This is a genomic window from Pseudoalteromonas sp. 2CM41L (assembly GCF_023161905.1).
GTDB classification, from domain to species: domain Bacteria; phylum Pseudomonadota; class Gammaproteobacteria; order Enterobacterales; family Alteromonadaceae; genus Pseudoalteromonas; species Pseudoalteromonas atlantica.
On sequence record NZ_JALNTN010000007.1, the window covers coordinates 83,755 to 102,143 of the forward strand.

Sequence of the window (18,389 nt, forward strand, 5' to 3'; positions counted from 1 at the left end):
TATAACTTTGTTATATTGGCCTATTACTTGCTCCTGATAAGTAAATAATTAAATTAAAACTCATCAAGGACTATAACAATGAAAAAATCACTTTTAGCTGCTGCACTTATTGCTCCGTTTTTAACAGGCTGTGTTATTGCTGTATCAGATGGCGAAGCAGAAACGCACTGGGCAGGTAACGACTCATCAAGCTGGCAACATCAGCATAAAAAAAACCGCGAAGCGATTGCAGATTTAACAATGGATAGCAGCTACCAATCTGTTTTAGCGCAATTAAAAACGCCAAACTTTACCGAGCTATTGAAAAAAGACGATGATGTGTATCAGGTACTGTTTTACGTGACTAACAGCATTCACTCTGATGGCAAAACAACAAAAGATGAATGCACGCCATTGGTATTTAAAAATGATAAATTGGTAGGTATTGGTGAAAGCGCGCTGGGCATGATCACAAAATAACAACGCGTCAGTAGCGTAAAGTCGCCCCGCTAGGTAATAACATTAACGTGTGGGGCCGATTTAAATAACGCTTTAATATAAACACAGCCACATTATAAGTTAAGCGCAACCACCTGATCGCGCCCTGCATCTTTTGCGGCATATAGCCCTAGGTCAGCTTGTTCAAGCAAAGCTTGTTCGGCACTTGCATTGCCGTTTTCCATACTGGCAATGCCAATACTGATTGTTATGTGATCTGCATTTAATGAAGCTTTGTGCTCTATATTGAGGCTGTTTACCGCTTTTCTTAACTTTTGGGCAAATGCTAATGCCTGTTGTTTATTAACATCGGGTAATACCGCTGCAAACTCTTCCCCCCCGTAGCGGGCAATAAAGTCAGTACTACGCTCACATTGCGCTGCTAACGCCTGGGCAACCTGCTTTAAACACTCATCCCCCGCTCGGTGGCCATAGCAATCGTTGTAACGCTTAAAGTGATCTATATCCATTAATAAAACAGACAAACACGAGCCATTGCGTTTACTTCTGCGCCATTCACGAGAGAGGTTTTCATCTAAATAACGCCTGTTGGGTATTTCCGTTAAACCATCAATTGAGGCAAGCATTTCTAACAAATCATTTTTTTGCTTGATCAGTAATTGGTTGCGTACCCGCACTTTAACTATAGACGCATTAAAGGGTTTAGTGATGTAATCCATTGCACCTAATTCAAGTCCTTTTGCTTCATCGGTGTGGCTATTATTAGCCGATATAAACACAATAGGAATAGACTGAGTAATAGGGTTTTCTTTAAGCTGTACAAGCACTTCATAACCATCAATGCCTGGCATCACCACATCTAAAATAATTAAATCGACCTGATTAGATTTAATAAAGGTGAGCGCTTTTTCGCCGCTTTCGACTAAAAATACGTCATGCTCCGTGCCCAGTGTTTTTTCAAGCACCAGCCGGTTAAGGGGATCATCATCCACAATCAGTATTTTAGCTTTTTTCGACATCCCGTCCCCCTAAGGTTTCAATAAATATAATCACTTGCTTTAGCTGAATGATTAGCTCTTTTAAAGTGTGCTGAAGCGGCTCGTTAGTTGTTTTAAGGTGCGTTTCACATTGTTTTGCACACAATGAAAGCCTAATAAAACCTAAGTTACCCGCCACGCCTTTAATGCTATGCACTAAGCGTACCACTTCATCTCGCTGGGTGTTTTCTTCAATTTGCTCTAACTGCGTTTCACACAACTTCGCAAACTTTCCGACCATGGTTGCCAGTAAATTTTCATCAAAATTAAACTGGGTGAGCGCAAAGCTTTGGTCATAAAACTTAGGTTTTATAAAGTCTACGTCTCTAATTGCATCTAACAGCACAGCTGCAACCACAGGTTTAGTCAAATGCTTATTCATGCCGCTACTAAGTGAGCGCTCAACATCTGCAGGTTCACAATGTGCTGTTAAAGCAAAAATAGGCAGCTGGCGCGCGTCAAACTGTTGGCGAATCAATTGCGTTGCTTGGCAACCATCAATATGCGGCATTTGCACGTCCATCAAAATTAAATCTGGTTTTAATATTTGTAGCAGCTCTATTGCATCTGGCGCATTGGTAACCGTTATTACATTTATATGGGCCTGTTTTAGCACACTGCTAATAATGTCTAAATTAAGCGGGTTATCATCAACCGCCATAATAAGTAGACCCGATATATCTTTTTTTACTTCTTCATTATTTTCAGCGGCTTTAGGTGGCTCTGCCCCCGCATTAGCATTTAAGCTAATCAAGCGCTGAGCTAACGCCGTAGCTTTAACATGTTGTGCGTTAATTTGCGTAGTACAAGGCAATGCTAAAGTGTGTTCGTGATTCACCACAACCACAGGGTATGAGTTGCCACTGAGCGTTTCGTGTATAGATTCAACCTTTAATAAATCGTTCAATGTGGTTTCATCAATAATCAGTTGCTGTGCATCAGCAAGCTTTATTGGGTAGCGAAGCGCCTCTTCTAAATCAATAGCTACCACTTGTGAGTAGGCATTAACCACTTCGTTTAGCTGTACAGTGTCATCGCTGACAATGGCTAATGTATTAGGTATAAATACACTATTTTTAGCCGTATCTACCGCAAGCGCTAGAGTAAAGAAAAACTCACATCCACGGCCTTTGTCGCTATTAATTGCAATTTCGCCGCCCATTAAGGCTACACCATGTTTAACTATAGCAAGTCCAAGCCCGACCCCTTGGTGAATACGCGTAGAAGATTCATCGCCTTGAGTAAAAGCATCAAACAGTCGTCGTTGGTCAGCCTTAGCAATACCTACACCACTGTCTATTACGTGAAAACAAATACGTTGCTGATCTAAAACGTCATTTTCTTCAAGCACCATTTTTAAGGTAATACTGCCTTTATTAGTAAACTTAACGGCATTGGTAAGTAAGTTACCTAATATTTGTTGCAAACGTATTGAATCCCCCACCAGCGCGGGGTTAATGAGTGGATCTATTTCAATATTAAAGCTTAACCCTTTGTTTTGGCACAATGGCGCTGTTAAGCTCTCGCAAATATCAATCAGTTCAACTAAGCAAAAAGGCACCGGTTTTATTTGCGCTTGCGAACTTTCTACTCGGGCAAAATCGAGCATTCTGTTTAGCATTAATAATAAGCTTTGAGCTGCGTTTTTAGCCTGCTTAGTTTGTTGCAGCTGCTTATTTTTTAAGCCTTGCTCTACTATCATATCTAACAGCCCTAACACAGCGTTAAGAGGGGTGCGGATCTCATGGCTTAGATTAGCAATAAAGCGGCTTTTAGCTATTGTTGCGCGTTCTGCGTCATGCTTAGCTTTAGTCAGCGCACTTACATCTTGAATATGAATAACATAATAAGAGGGATCACGGTTTTCATCCCACACCAGCGACACACTCAGCTGCAGCCAACTTGTTAGCTTTCCTTGTGAGAGCGTTAAATGATAAACCCGTTTTTTATCATCTAATAAGTGACAAAGCGCATTTTTTATTTCTTGCCACTGCGCCTCATCAAACAGCATTTTTAGTGGCTCACCAGTTAAAATATCTTGCTGTGAAAATAACTTACGAGCCGCTTTGTTAACTTGTAATATGGTGTGCTCAAGCGAAAGTAACACCACACTGTTTGCTGCAAATTCTATTGCACTTCTAAATTTAGATTCTGACGCTTTTAACGCCGATAGAGTTTGCTGCTGCTCAGTAATGTCTCGCCCAATTCCCATAGTGCCTAATAAGTGCTGGTGCTCGTTATAAAATGGGGCAATCGTTAATTGATACGATTTGTCGGTGCTATCTATGCGTTGCTCAATGCTACTTTTGGTTTGTAAAACTTGCTTTTCTAGTAGGCTTAACTGCAAATCGTCGCTGTCTAAATCTTCAATACGCTTACCGACAAGGATGGCTTGCTCTTTGCCTACATAGGCTTCAAATGCTTTATTACAACCTAAAAAAGAGCCATCAATATTTTTAAAGTAAATAAGATCAGGCACACTATTTAGCATGGTATTTAATAGCGCTAGGTGTCGCTCTTTTGCTTCGTAGCTGCGTTTTAGCTTTTGAGATTGCAGCTGTAACTGCTCATCAAGTTCTTTATTAGCCTCTTGGAGCGACTCAACTAACTGTGCATTTTTATCAAATACATATTTAACGCGAGAAAACCAAGGTTGCCAATTTAAAGGGATGGGATAATTAGAAAGCGCGGCTTTAGGGGCATCATTTTGTTCAAAATATTGCATTAAATGAGTCATTGGCCTAACAAAAATACGTTGGCTTAACCAAAAAAATACCGCAAACATTAAGCTTAAAAATAACGTTAAAAACGCAAACTCTAAAAGAACCTCATACCTAATTGGCGTGATCACTTTTATTTGCGGCTCATAAAAGGCGGCATGAATGGGCAGATTCCCCATAGCTTGCATAAAAAACTGCGCATTTTTGTTATTAACTAAGTTTATTTTTTCATTGTTATGGGCTAATTCAGGCCAATAATCTTTTAAGGCTGTTGCTTCATTTAACTGCTTAACAGAGCTGGCTATCACTTGATGCGACTGGTTCATAAACACATATTCGCCTTCGCTTGGTGCCACCTTTTTAAGCCAGCTAGACATGGCCTCTAAATCGTATATTAAAATGATGTAGTCTGACGAATTAGGTTGTTTTTTACGGCCAATAGCAAAATAAGCGCTATCGCGTATTTTAACAATGGCGCTTGAGGTAAGCTGGCCAGGTATAAATGTGGGCTTAAAATTACCATTTAAAATTTTATTAAGCATAGTGCTTTGGCTTTTATTACGCCTTACCACATAGGCAAACCCCGAATCATCAACATAGGCAACAGCCGACAACGATTGCATAAGCGATAACGCGGTATTAAACGTTGGGCTTAGGGTTGTAGCTTGCTGCCATTGGATCAACGCACGGTTAGAAAAAGCAAACTGCCCTTTACCAACTATTTCGCCTTGGCGCTCGCTAAAGTGGCGGTAGTAGTAATTGTCGTATTGATTAATACCTTCTAGTAAGTTGCGATTGAACTGCTCAACACTAGGCTGCTGATACGATATAAAGGCATTGTCAAAAAAGTCGTTTACCGAGCTCATTATATGGCTAACTTGAGCCGACACTTGTTCAAAATCGGCTTGACGTTTTTCTATGGCGCGCTCAACTTTTATATTATACAAGTGCAAACACAGTAAAAATGCCACAAATAAGGGAACAAATAATGCTACAAATAAAGAGCGGTAATAGTCTTTTAGAGGTAAAAATTTCAACGTTTTGCCTAAGTTTTGGCCCGATAGTCAGCCACTAGACTATCGAGCCAAATTGTTCTGCGCAAGTTATAAATTTTCTTCTGCAAAGGAGGCTAAACGGCTGCGCACTACCCCGTTTAAATTAACTGTTGCACTGCCTTCAAAGTCTTTAAAACGCTCAACAATATAAGTAAGGCCGGAGGTAACGGGGGTTAAGTAGTTACTATCTATTTGCGCTAAATTACCGCTACAAATTAGTTTTGTTCCCTCGCCACAACGGGTAATAATAGTTTTAAGCTGAGATGCCGTTAAGTTTTGGCTCTCATCCAAAATTACCACTGCATTTTGAATACTACGCCCACGCATAAAGTTCACCGACTTAAACTGTACATTGGCTTTTTCCATTATGTAATTGCGACTCGAAATTGGGTTCTCGTCTCCTTTGTGTAGTACCTCTAAGGTGTCGGTAATTGCAGCTAACCACGGCGCCATTTTTTCTTCTTCGGTACCGGGTAAAAAACCGATAGACTCAGCTATTTCGGGGGTATTACGCGTTACAATGACCTTGTCGTAAATACCGCGCTCAATCACCATTTCAAGCGCACTGGCCAGTGCCAGTAATGTTTTACCGCACCCAGCTGGACCGGTTAAAATAACCAGCTCAATACTAGGGTCAAGCAAAGCGTCGAGAGCCATACCTTGGTAAATATTTTTAGGTTTTACGCCCCACGCTTGCTGGTGCATTAAACGCTCAACACTAATATCTTTTAATTTAATACGCTCGTTATCGTAAGATTTGACCCGCGCAGCAAAGTGCTCGCTGCCATCAAGTATGTACTCATTGCAAAACACATCTGGAATTAAGTTTTTAGCCACATAATGAAACGTATCACGGCCGTGCTGCTGTGTTTCGCATTGCCCTACGTGCTGCCAAAAATCGCCCTCTATTTTTTTATAGCCGCTAGTTAATAAAGCAATATCATCGATTAATTGGTCGGTACGGTAATCTTCAACATATTTAAGGCCTGCACCTTTTGCTTTAAGGCGCATGTTTATATCTTTTGTCACTAATATAATTTTTGAATCGCTGTGCTGTTTTTGTAAATACACGGCGCAGTTAATAATGCGGTGGTCGTTTTCATCCCCCGGTAAACCAGAAATAGAATCTGCAAAAAGATGGTCATTAACAATAATGAGCGTACCGGTTGAATTGGCATTTGCCTTTTTATTGCTAGGCAGTGCAACACCCTGCAACATTTGCTCTGGAGTTGCATCTTTTAGTACCTCATCTAAGCCGCGAATAGCCACTCGTGCATCACGGCTTACGTCGTGTTTTCTATCTTTAATGTGGTCAAGCTCTTCTAAAACAGTCATGGGAATGACAACGTTATGTTCTTGGAAAGACAAATAAGCGAGGGGTTCGTGGAGTAATACATTGGTGTCTAGCACATACATTTTACTTTCAAGGTTCGAAGCTTTTTCCATAGCACTTTCCTTACGTTTTATGATTTTTATGCTATACCAAAATAACTAAGTAAAACGGGCCTAAATTCAAACCTGCAATACTTAATTGCTAAGGCATAATCTAAGTTTAGTCTATTTGTCATAAAAGTCCGTTTTATTACAAACACGATATAGTTTTTATTTACCTAAAAAAGAGCTATTTGTTAGCACTGTTAATGGGATTAATTCGCACTTATAAAATTAATTAAAAGTGAGTCAAATAGCGCCTTGCAGTGGTGTTATGTAACAGGTAACATAGCCGCCTTTTTCTTCATAGACGAGACATACATGAATTTTTCCTTAGGTCAGCGTTGGATCAGTGATACAGAGTCAGATTTAGGATTAGGCACCGTAGTTGCCATTGAAGGCCGCCAGGTCAGCATTTTATTTCCTGCCAGTGGTGAAAACCGTGTTTATTCTAGTGCAGAAGCACCGGTTACCCGTGTGGCATTTAATCCAGGTGATGTGATCAAAAGCGTTGAAGAATGGGAATTAGAAGTAGAGTCTATTGAAGTGCAAGGTGAACTACTTTGCTACGTAGGTACTCGCGTTGATACCGGCGAAGAAGCAAAGCTAAAAGAAACCTTTTTAGATCATTTTATTAAGTTTAATAAACCGCAAGATCGTTTATTTGCAGGCCAAGTAGATCGCTTTGATCGCTACACCTTACGTTACCAAACATGGCAACACCAATTTGAGCGCCAGCAATCGCCTATTAAAGGCTTAATTGGCCAGCGCGCTAACCTTATTCCGCATCAGCTTTATATTGCACAAGAAGTAGGTAAACGTTTTGCCCCACGGGTACTGCTCTCAGATGAAGTAGGCCTTGGTAAAACCATCGAAGCCGGCATGATTTTACACCAACAAATCATTAGTGGCCGTGCTAGCCGTGTACTCATTGTGGTGCCAGAAAACCTGCAACACCAATGGTTAGTAGAAATGCTACGCCGCTTTAATTTACGTTTTTCTATTTTTGATGAAGAGCGCTGCGACGAAGCCTTTGCAGACTCGCCAAACGTATTTGATACCGAGCAGCTAGTGCTTACCAGCCTTGAGTTTTTAACCAAGAAAAAACGCTGGTTTGAACAAGCAACACTTGCTGATTGGGATTTATTAGTTGTTGATGAAGCGCACCACCTAAGCATTAACAATGGTAAGCCGAGCACCGAATATCAGCGCATGGCTGAGCTTAGCCAAGATATTCCGGGTCTTATTCTATTAACAGCAACGCCTGATCAACTTGGTCACCGTAGCCACTTTGCCCGCTTACAATTGCTCGACCCAGATAGATTTTACGACTACGACGTATTCAAAGAAGAAGAAGCTAATTACAAAGACGTTGCCGAAGCGGCAAATCAGCTACTGCAAGCGCAAGCCCTTGATGATACAGCCAAAGCCACACTTATTGAGCTATTAAAAGAAACCGATATTACTGATGTGCTTGAAAAAGCTCAGCAAGGTGATTTACCGGCGCGTAAAGAAATACTTAACATGCTGCTTGATCGCCACGGTACAGGTCGTATTTTGTTTAGAAACAGTCGCAGCGGAATTGATGGCTACCCTAGCCGTAAATTACATGCTTACCCAATGGCACTGCCAAAGCAATATAAAACAGCAATGTCAGTACTTGGCAGCATGAGCGGTATACAAAGTGCAGAGCTAAGCGCACAACGCGCGCTGTTTCCAGAGAAAATCTTTCAAGAGTTTGAAGGTGAAAGTGCAAGCTGGGGCGCATTTGATCCACGTGTAGATTGGTTAATCGAAACACTTAAAACCCTAAAGCACGAAAAAGTACTGCTTATTTGTGCCAAAGCCGAAACCGCTATTAGCCTTGAGCAAATTTTGCGTGAGCGTGAAGCAATAAAAGCATCTGTGTTCCACGAGGGCATGTCGATTATAGAGCGTGACCGCGCAGCCGCCTTTTTTGCCGATGAATACGACAATGCACAAATACTGCTGTGTTCAGAGATTGGCTCAGAAGGACGTAACTTCCAGTTCTCGCATCACTTAGTGTTATTTGATTTACCACTAAACCCTGACTTACTTGAACAACGTATTGGCCGATTAGACCGTATTGGGCAAACAAAGGATGTTAATATTCATGTGCCGTATTTTGAAAATACAGCGCAAGAAGTATTACTGCGTTGGTACAACGAAGGCCTTGATGCATTTGAAAGCACATCTACCACTGGCCAGCTATTGTATAAAGAATTTAGTGAAGACCTACTTGATTACATTGCTGCTCATAATTGTGATGAAGAAGAGCTCGACCCTCTACTTGAGCAAGTAGCCAAGCAAAATGCCGTGCTACGCAAACAAATGGAAAGTGGCCGTGACCGTTTATTAGAGCTGCATTCATCTGGCCAAGGCGCTGCCGATTCATTGGTTGAAGAAATTGAAGCACTTGATAACCAATTTGAGTTACCAAGTTACATGATCAACGTATTCGACACGTTTGGAGTAAGCCAAGAAGACAAAGGCGAAAACACCATTATTTTAAAGCCAACAGAGCATATGCTAAGTGCATCGTTCCCTAGCTTAAAAGAAGATGGCATGACGGTTACATTTGACCGCGATACCGCCCTTTCTCAAGAAGACGTACATTTTATTAGCTGGGATCATCCTATGGTGCAAGGCACGATGGACATGATTTGTGATGATGACTTTGGTAGTGCTTCTGTAGCTTTGCTTAAAAACAAAAAATTACCACCAGGTACCTTTTTTGTTGAGCTAATATTTGTAGCCGAAGCTATGGCACCAAAAGCCCTGCAAGTAGGTCGTTTTTTACCGCCAACGCCTATTCGCATATTACTTGATAAAGCCAGTAATAACCTCGGCGAAAACGTGGCGTTTGATAGCTTTAACCAACAGCTTTCAGCCGTTGGTCGTCAAACTGCAAGTAAATTAGCGGGTGCTTTACAAGGTGCGGTTCACCCAATGATCAACACCGCAAAAGACATGGCTCAGCAACAGCTTGAGGTTATACGCAGTGCGTCACTTGAAAAAATGCAAAGCACCTTAGGTGAAGAACAAGCTCGCCTTGAAGCGCTTAAGCAAATTAACCCTAATATTCGCCAAGAAGAAATTACCTTCTTCGATAAGCAGCGCAGCGAGCTGACAACGCATATCGAAAAAGCCCAGTTAAAACTTGATGCGATACGCTTAATCGTAGTTTCACACTAAAGGGTTTTTGAGCGTTTAGTTTATAGCTATCTGCCGTTAGTTAGCTCAAGATTTAACTAAACTACACTTCAAAAAGCACGGTTTACAGGCCGTGCTTTTTACATTCACCTCTACAATTACTCATCAGTATCTTGGCCACCTAATATAGCCATTATTTCAATACCTATTTCTGTAACTCTGTAATAAATGCTGTCTGAGCCACAAACGGCACGCCGATTGTTCACTAAAACCGCTTTTTTCTGAGTTAGCAAGCTTACCATTTATTGCTTCTGCTCTTCTTGCACGGCGAATTAAATCATTCACCGATTCACTTTTATTTGTGTAATCCCCCCACGTTTTCAACGTGATTACGAAGCCATAAATCATTCTGTTCAGTAAGTGAAATACTTTGCCTTGCCATAATGTGTTCCTATAACTTTAAGCTGGTACAGTTTTACTCCAGCATGAAAAATACGCAATTAAACTTTTATCTTTTCCTTGAGCCTTTGCTCTCGCTCCCCTAGAATAGCGCCCTGCAAAATTACTGAGGTCGGCCGTGTTAGTTAATTACAATCCCCCAATGAGTCCGTATTTAACAATACTGCACCAAGATGACGACTTGCTCATCGTTAATAAACCCAGCGAACTTTTAACCGTCCCAGGTAAAGATCCAAAACATGCCGATAGCTTAATTAATCGCGTTAACCGTGTTTTTCCTACAGCTAAAATAGTGCACCGTCTAGATATGGCAACCTCAGGCATACTTTGCCTTGCTATGAATAAGGTAGCTCATAGGCATTTAAGTATGCAGTTTCAAGAACGTGAAACTGCAAAACGCTATATTGCACGTGTTTACGGCCAACTTGAGCGAGATACCGGATCGGTAGATTTGCCACTTATATGTGATTGGCCTAATCGCCCTAAGCAAATGGTTGATTATGAAAACGGTAAGCCCTCGCTAACCCACTTTAAAATACTTGCACGAGAAGATGGCGCAACACGTGTAGAGCTCACGCCAATTACGGGGCGCTCGCACCAATTACGCGTGCACATGCTAAGCCTTGGCCACCCAATACTGGGCGATAGACTTTATGCCCATAAAGAGGCCCTAGCCGCGGCGCCACGTTTACAACTACATGCGCAAATGTTGCAACTAAAACACCCCGTGACTGAGCAAGTGCTGACCTTTGAGGTAGAGCCCGACTTTTAATAGGTAAAGCCCACAAAGTTAGTACTAAACTTTTACCTTAGCGCGCCGATACTTAGTTATTACTCACGGTTTGGGCTTACTATGATATTTGCGCAGCTAATCAAAAAAACGCTACAAAGTGTATGTTGTTGCTCTGCGTTATGCTTAAGCGCATATGCCAGTGCTGCAGAGCATATAGCCCCACCTTCTTTATCAAGTATCGAAAATAGCGATATAAAACGTCTACTACCCAATGATGAAGTTAAACCCATACTTGCTGGTGATACAGAGTTTTTAAGTTTGTATAGTGAGTACATGAGCCGAGATTTTAGAGGTATTGTATTACTCATCCCTGATTGGAATTCTACCCCCACTAGCAATGCTGGCATGAGTTACCTGCGAAAAGAGCTTACTAATTTAGGTTACACAACCTACGCCATGACAGTACCCGATATAGATTGGCAAGCAAGTAACATGGCTTCACAAGCAGCTGCCCAATCAAGCACGCAATCAAGTACGCAAGCGCAAAATGAAGAGCCAACAAAAACGGCGCAAAGTAACAGCGACGGTGCTGTTACAACGGCTCAAGAGTCACACTTTGTTAATGCCATTGATTTGGTGAGTAACGAGGTACTAAGTCATTATAAAACTAATTTAATAATGCGTTATGAGGCGCTCTATCAAAACGCAATGAGTGAGCCAAATAATATTGTCGTCATAGCACAAGGTACCAGTGCGGGAGTATTGCTAGAATACTATGCCGATTTTCCTGACTCGCGAATAGATGCGTTTATAAGCTTAAGTAGTTATTTACCTAATACACAGCGCAATAAAGGTTTAGCGCAAACCACGTCGCTGGTGACCCCCGCCTTGCTTGATATTTACTATGCAAATGACAATACCGATATACTTATGAGCCTTAAAAACCGCCAGCGCTGGGTAAATCGAAATGCTAAATTTGATTACCGCCAGCGCCAACTCTTTGGCCTGCGCGATGCGCCAGAGCAGCATGCACGGTTAACTAAAGTGATAGACGGTTTTTTACGCCGCCTTTTTTAAATACTCGTAAGCCGCTTGAATATCTTGGCTTTTTTTAACTGCTACTTCCATCATGTGTTTAGGTAGCCCTTGAGATACTAATTTATCAGGGTGATGCTGCGCCATTAATTTACGATACGCTACTTTAATATCTCGTTGCGTCGCGTCACTACTTAATCCTAATAAAGCCAAGGCCTGTGAGCGGTTCATGCTGTTATTAGGGGGCACATGATGACCAGAACCTTCACGGTAACTGCTACTTTGACCTTGCTGCTGTTGCCTATACTGTTGTTGCTGCTGTCTAAAACTAAATTCAGCTTGGTAACGCTTAAGAATAAAAGCAAAATGGGTTTTAGAAATACCTAATTGCTTACTTACCTCTTGTAACAGCTGTTTTTCTTGCTCTGCGAGCACGCCATCAGAAAACGCCATTTGAATTTGAATTTCTAAAAACAGTTGCAGTAAGTCGTAACGTTTTGCAAAGCGTTCTTTAAAGTCGTGTACTGTTTCTTTAATCGAAAAGTCGCTGTCTTTACCTGATTGAAATGCATGCTGAGCTTCGCGGCGCTCATCGCCCTTTAGCCCCATTTCATCCATAAACATACTTGCCGCTTTTATATGCACCTCGCTTACGCGACCGTTCGACTTTGCAATATGCCCCATAACCGCAAAGCAGCTCGAAAAAAACAACGCTTGGCGCTCGTTTACATCATCACCTTTAAACAAACCTGAAAAGCCCCCGGCTTTATCAAAATCGTTTTTTAAACTTTTATCAAATAAATGGCCGAGGTATAAACCTAAAATGGCGCCAAAAATTTTGCCAAACATAAAGCCAAAACAAAAACCGAGTATTTTTCCCCACATCTAATTAACTGCCTCTATTAAAGTGTGTTTTGTATGCGCTCGTTGAGCTGCGCGAGTCGCTGTGGTGTGCCTATATCGTCCCACTGACCAATATAAAGCTCAGTTGAGATAACCTGTTGGGCGAGTTTTTCTCGCAGTATTGGCCCAAGCGGGCGTATGCCAGGCTCTAAACCTTTAAAAAAATTAGCGTGGTAACGGCTAATTCCCGAAAATGTATACTTTTGACTCTCAGCCGATAAGTGACTTAACGCAAAATCCCCTTTTTCGTTATGAGGTGGGTTTTCTACTAACACTATGTGGGCCTCGCCGTCTTGCAGGTGCAATTGTGTAAGCGCACTCACATCGTAATCTGTAAATACATCGCCATTAATTACAATAAATTGCTCACCTAGTAATGGCAGCGCCTGAATAATTCCGCCTGCGGTTTCAAGGCCGCCCTCAGCCTCTTGGCTATATTCAATGCGCACACCAAACTCAGCGCCATTTTTAAAATAGCTTTTTATTTTATCCCCTTGCCAAGCTAGGTTTATAACAATGTTAGTAATGCCAGCGGCTTTAAGGTTATTAATATGATGCTCAATCAGCGGTTTCCCCGCCACTTTTAGCATAGGTTTAGGCATAGCTTGTGTAAGCGGCATCATTCGCTGGCCGCGCCCGGCAGCTAAAATCATGGCTTTCATGTGCGCTCCTTCGCTAATTTTAGTGTTACCTGCGGTATTGCAGTGCTGCTTACCCACTCACTTAACGCTGCAAGCTCTGGATAGGTTTTAGCAACATCAACAATGTAATCCAACGTCGGTAAAATATTATCAAGGTAGCCGGTTTTACCATCGCGTAAATAGAGCCGGCAAAATATTCCCGCTGCCTTTAAATGGCGCTGAATACCCGTTAAATCAAACCACTGTTTAAACTGCTCAAAAGAAATATCTGTTATTAATTTTTGCGTTGTAAATTCTTCATACCCGTACTCAAGCAGCTGATTAAGCTGTGCTTGTGGCAACTTAAAGTAGCAATCGCGTAGCAGCGACACTAAGTCATAACACAGCGGCCCGCGCACGGCATCTTGGTAATCTATAATTGCCCACTGCTCATTGCTATACATAATATTACGGCTGTGATAATCACGATGAACCGTGACCGTAGGCTGCGCTAGCATAGCGTTCGTTAATAGCTCACAGCTTTGTTGCCAAAGCGTTTGTTGCTCAGTATTTAATGTTAAGCCAATAAAATCAGTAACCAGCCATTGGCTAAAAATATTCAGCTCAAGGTGAATAAATTCTTTATTATAATTTTGCATAGCTGCTGATTCAGGTGTTTTGGCCCAGCTTGCCGCTAAACGGATTAATTGCTTGTAATATTCATCTCTATTTGGCTCATCGAGCTTATCGGCTAAGTGTGTATTTCCTAAGTCACTTAACACAAAAAAGCCCTGTTCTTCATCGCTTGCAATTATTTCAGGCAATAAAAAGCCGTTGTCGGTGAATACTTTATTAAGAGAGATATACGGAGCGTTATTTACTTTTTGTGGGTCGGAGTCCATCACAATAAACGCTTTTCCGGCACAGCTTAAACGGTAATAACGGCGAAAGCTGGCATCCCCAGTAATGGCTACTAAGGAGTGTGGTTTAGCATCAAAGTACGTATTTATAAATAGTTGTAAATTATCAAAGCGTGTCATTATATAAGATGTCTATTTTTATAGGTCAATTACTGTATTTGACATTGTTTTCCTTTATTATGTCTAGCTTATAATAAACCAAAGAGCATTAAGGTCGATAAATGAGCAAAACCTGGGGCATATTGATGCTAGGCGTAATTAGCGCACCATCGCTTGCCGAAACTGAACTGGCACACAATTTATGTGGCATTTCAATGCAAACCAGAGCTTGGCAACCTCTACCAAATTTAGCGGTAGGATCGGTTGATATACAAGCTGACGATGTAGAGCTCCTAGGCACACAAAGCGCTGAATTTACCGGCAATGTTGATATTAACACCCTTGATATGAGTTTGTCCGCACAAACTGCGCTTATAGATAAACAGCGCGGTTTGCTTAATGCAACAGGCCCTATTACTTATCAAGACCGTGTAAGCCAAGTAAACAGCTCAGGTTTAAATGCCGATTTAAATAATTCAGAAATAAGCCTACTAGGTGCCGATTACAGCTTAACAGCGCAACAAGGTAAAGGTGGCGCCGAAAAACTCACCGTCAACGAGTCTGGCTTATTGTTAATGAATGCAAGCTTTACTACTTGCCCAAGCGATACACCCGTGTGGGAAATAGAAGCCGACGAAATTAACCTCTCTCGTGAAGAAGGCTGGGGTGAAACCTATAACGCCGTTTTACGTATTCTTGATACTCCCGTTTTATATTTACCTTATTTCACGTTTCCACTGGATGAGCGACGCAAGTCCGGCTTATTAACACCTAGCATTTCGAGCTCCGACCGTTACGGCCTTGAAACTGTTACGCCTTATTATTGGAATATTGCGCCTAATTTTGACGCCACTATTACACCACGTTATATGTCGCGCAAAGGCTTACAATTGCAAACTGAGTTTAGATACCTCACGGAGCAACATGAAGGCTTAGTCGGTATTGAGTATTTAGATAGCGATGATTCGGAGCCAAGCCTTGATGAGCGCTATATGTTTCATTGGCAGCAACAAAGCTATTTAAGTGAAGACTGGCGCGCCAATATTGATGTAACTAACGTCAGTGATGACAACTACATCACCGATTTAAGCTCTAATTACGCAAATAAAACCGATACCCAACTTTATCGTACCGGCTCTGTGACTCACCTTGGTGACACATGGCGTACCGATATTAAATTTCAAAACTTTGAAGTACTGGGCGATCACTTAGAGTCGTATGCCGCGGTTCCACAAATTAGCTTTACACAAACCGCCCCGTGGCGTTTTGATAACTTTGATTTTAGTTTGTCGGGTGAAGTAAGCCACTTTACCAACGACTCTTCAGAAATAGCCATAGACAGTGCTACCCGTGTACACGTAGAGCCAAAAGCGCGCTTTAACTACGCAACACATGCGTGGTCGTTTCTCTCAGAAGTGAGCTTATTGCAAACTAACTACAAACAAAGTGGTAATTTAACGGGCACTCAATATAGCGATAGCGTTTCGCGTACCTTGCCAAAAGTACGTTTGTACTCGCAGCTTAACTTTGAACGTGACACCTCGACCTTTTTTGAAGATGGCATTCAAACTCTTGAGCCACAAATACAGTATTTATATACCCCTAATAAGGATCAATCTGAGATAGGTCTATTTGACACTACCCGCTTACAGGATGACTTTTTTGGCCTATTTAGAGATACGCGCTTTTCGGGTGTAGACCGTATAGCCGCAGCTAACCAATTTACGTTAGGTGCAACAACACGCTTATTTGATAATAAACACGAAGAAGTGTTTAACTTTAGCGCGGGTCAAATTTTTTACCTAAACGACTCGGCTAAACCTACCGAGCAAGATTTAGACTCAGAGACAAACTACAACGCCCTTTTTGCAGCGCAAACAATGCTACATTGGCACCGCCGTTGGTACCTCTCAGCGGGTATGCAATACGACACGGATGGTAAGCAAATGATCCAGTCAAATGTCACCCTCGATTACAAAGGTGACAATAATGAGCTAGTTCAATTGAACCATCGCTATGCAAATGATGTCTCAGGAAATACAATCGAGCAAACGGGTGTATTTACAAGTATCCCAATTAGTGATCAGTGGCAATTTATTGCAAGCTACCACCGGGACCTTGAAAATAATCGAAGCATCGAATTTTTAAGCGGATTACAGTATGAATCATGCTGTTGGGCAATCCAAATTACTGGTCACCGTCAGATTGAAACCGATTTAAATCAGTCTATCGGGCAGCAACAAGCCACTTTTGATTCAGGTATTAGTTTAAACTTTGTATTAAAAGGACTTGGCAGTAAGAGCCGTTACGATGCACAAAAATTATTACAACAAGGTATTTTTGGCTACCGTAGACCGTATTTTCTTAATAATTAAGGCAAACGAGCAATTAAGGTGATACTTTAAAGCCCTAAAATGCAGTACGCCCTGTTTTAAAGCAGTACTATTAGAAGAGTAGTAAAAAGAATATGAATTTAAAAAAACTATTATCAACAGCTATTTTAAGCTTAAGCTTATGCCATGGCGCATTTGCCGCCCCACAGGAAATCGACAAAGTAATTGGTGTTGTAAACCAAGGCGTAATTTTAAAAAGTGAAGTAGACACCATAATTAATCGTGTTAAAAAGCAAGCCGCAGAGCAAGGCCAACAACTTCCTAAAGACGAAACGCTTCGCGTACAAGCCGTTGAGCGTTTAGTTAACCAAACGCTTATGATGCAAATGGCTGAACGTATGGGCCTTGAAATTTCAGACAGCCAGTTAGACCAAACACTCGCGAATATGGCAAAAGATCAAGGCGGCAGCATTGCCGATCTTCGTCGTACCATTGAAGCCGCTGGCGAGAGCTTTCAAGCCTACCGCGAAGAAATTCGTAAAGAGATCACCACCCAACAGGTTACCCGTGCCAATGTAGATCGTCGAATCTATATTAGCCAACAAGAAGTAGATAACCTGTTAAAAATAATGGAAAGCCAAGGTCAGAACTCTGAAGAGTATGATATTGGCCACATCCTTATTGATATTCCTAACGATGCAACAGCAGATGAAATCACCAGTGCTAAAACCCGTGCTGACAAAGTTATTGAGCTATTAAACGATGGCCAAGAGTTTAAACGCATCGCTATTTCATCATCCGGTGGCTCAAAAGCGCTTGAAGGCGGACAACTCGGTTATATGGGTATCAACGAAATGCCTTCGTTATTTGCCGAAGCTGTAAAAGGTCAAAAGAAAGGCGCTATTGTTGGCCCGCTTCGCTCGGGTGCTGGCTTTCATATAATTAAGGTGCAAGATGTACGTGGTCGCCAACTAGTAGAAACTACAGAAGTACGCTCACGCCATATTCTTATTAAGCCTTCAATTATTTTAAGTGAAGAAAAAGCACGTAGCATGCTAGCAGGATTTGCCAAAGATTTACGCGCAGGAAACGCTGACTTTGCTGAGCTTGCTAAAGAATACTCAGAAGATCCAGGCTCAGCCCTTAAAGGCGGTGAGTATGATTGGACTGACCCTACAACGTATGTACCAGCGTTTAAAGATACTTTGTTATCACTTGATAAAAATCAAATTAGTGAACCATTTAGAACACAATTTGGTTGGCACATAGTACAACTTTTAGATAAACGTGTAGCAGATAAAACCGAGCTAGCTAAACGTAACCGTGCGCACGGCATGTTGTTTAATCGTAAATTTAAAGAAGAAAGTTTTAACTGGCAGCAAGAAATGCGCGAACAAGCCCATGTTGAAATTTTCCCTATAGACGAGTAATT

At 41.6% G+C, this 18,389-nt stretch carries 12 protein-coding genes; 6 read left to right on the top strand and 6 right to left on the bottom strand.

The window, feature by feature from the left end:
* Positions 1-78: 78 nt before the first annotated feature.
* The gene (locus MTF64_RS10665) at positions 79-459 is read left to right on the top strand and encodes a DUF3192 domain-containing protein (protein WP_004585870.1); all 381 of its coding nucleotides are present in this window, start codon (positions 79-81) and stop codon (positions 457-459) included.
* Positions 460-551: 92 nt separating this feature from the next.
* Here the strand turns inward: MTF64_RS10665 and MTF64_RS10670 are convergent, their stop codons facing one another.
* From MTF64_RS10670 to MTF64_RS10680, 3 genes are all read right to left on the bottom strand, one after another.
* Positions 552-1,457, bottom strand: a complete 906-nt coding sequence (locus MTF64_RS10670; RefSeq protein WP_024031527.1) for a diguanylate cyclase — start codon at positions 1,455-1,457, stop codon at positions 552-554.
* Positions 1,441-5,232 (bottom strand): ATP-binding protein, encoded by a 3,792-nt coding sequence (locus MTF64_RS10675; RefSeq protein WP_248451325.1) that lies wholly within the window; start codon positions 5,230-5,232, stop codon positions 1,441-1,443. The genes MTF64_RS10670 and MTF64_RS10675 overlap by 17 nt, the downstream gene beginning before the upstream one ends.
* 66 nt (positions 5,233-5,298) lie before the next feature.
* Complete coding sequence (locus MTF64_RS10680; RefSeq protein ID WP_248451326.1) at positions 5,299-6,696, bottom strand: PhoH family protein; 1,398 nt, start codon at positions 6,694-6,696, stop codon at positions 5,299-5,301.
* Between the two features lie 306 nt (positions 6,697-7,002).
* On the opposite strand from MTF64_RS10680, the gene rapA reads away from it, so the two are divergent.
* From rapA to MTF64_RS10695, 3 genes are all read left to right on the top strand, one after another.
* Entirely contained in the window at positions 7,003-9,897 is a 2,895-nt protein-coding gene (gene rapA / locus MTF64_RS10685) for an RNA polymerase-associated protein RapA (RefSeq protein ID WP_055254909.1), read from the top strand.
* A 535-nt stretch (positions 9,898-10,432) separates the two neighbouring features.
* The gene (gene rluA, locus MTF64_RS10690; protein WP_248451327.1) at positions 10,433-11,086 is read left to right on the top strand and encodes a bifunctional tRNA pseudouridine(32) synthase/23S rRNA pseudouridine(746) synthase RluA; all 654 of its coding nucleotides are present in this window, start codon (positions 10,433-10,435) and stop codon (positions 11,084-11,086) included.
* Positions 11,087-11,167: 81 nt separating this feature from the next.
* Positions 11,168-12,124: a DUF3530 family protein gene (locus MTF64_RS10695; RefSeq protein ID WP_121636984.1), complete on the top strand. Its 957-nt coding sequence runs from the start codon at positions 11,168-11,170 to the stop codon at positions 12,122-12,124.
* On the opposite strand, the gene djlA is transcribed toward MTF64_RS10695, so the two are convergent.
* From djlA to MTF64_RS10710, 3 genes are read right to left on the bottom strand one after another with little or no spacing between them, the layout of a single operon-like run.
* The gene (gene djlA, locus MTF64_RS10700; protein WP_029773301.1) at positions 12,107-12,967 is read right to left on the bottom strand and encodes a co-chaperone DjlA; all 861 of its coding nucleotides are present in this window, start codon (positions 12,965-12,967) and stop codon (positions 12,107-12,109) included. The two genes, MTF64_RS10695 and djlA, sit on opposite strands and share 18 nt — an antisense overlap.
* A gap of 17 nt (positions 12,968-12,984) precedes the next feature.
* A complete protein-coding gene (gene murU, locus MTF64_RS10705) occupies positions 12,985-13,647 on the bottom strand; it encodes an N-acetylmuramate alpha-1-phosphate uridylyltransferase MurU (protein ID WP_004585861.1) in 663 nt (220 codons plus the stop codon).
* Complete coding sequence (locus MTF64_RS10710) at positions 13,644-14,645, bottom strand: phosphotransferase (RefSeq protein WP_248451328.1); 1,002 nt, start codon at positions 14,643-14,645, stop codon at positions 13,644-13,646. Before MTF64_RS10710 ends, murU begins: the two co-directional genes overlap by 4 nt.
* Positions 14,646-14,746: 101 nt before the next feature.
* Here MTF64_RS10710 and lptD point away from each other — a divergent pair, with 101 nt between their 5' ends.
* Together lptD and surA are read left to right on the top strand one after the other, a co-directional pair.
* Positions 14,747-16,999, top strand: a complete 2,253-nt coding sequence (lptD, locus tag MTF64_RS10715; protein WP_055254919.1) for an LPS assembly protein LptD — start codon at positions 14,747-14,749, stop codon at positions 16,997-16,999.
* A 92-nt stretch (positions 17,000-17,091) separates the two neighbouring features.
* Positions 17,092-18,387, top strand: coding sequence for a peptidylprolyl isomerase SurA (surA, locus tag MTF64_RS10720; protein WP_064385734.1), 1,296 nt, complete (start codon positions 17,092-17,094; stop codon positions 18,385-18,387).
* The last annotated feature ends 2 nt before the right edge of the window (positions 18,388-18,389 follow it).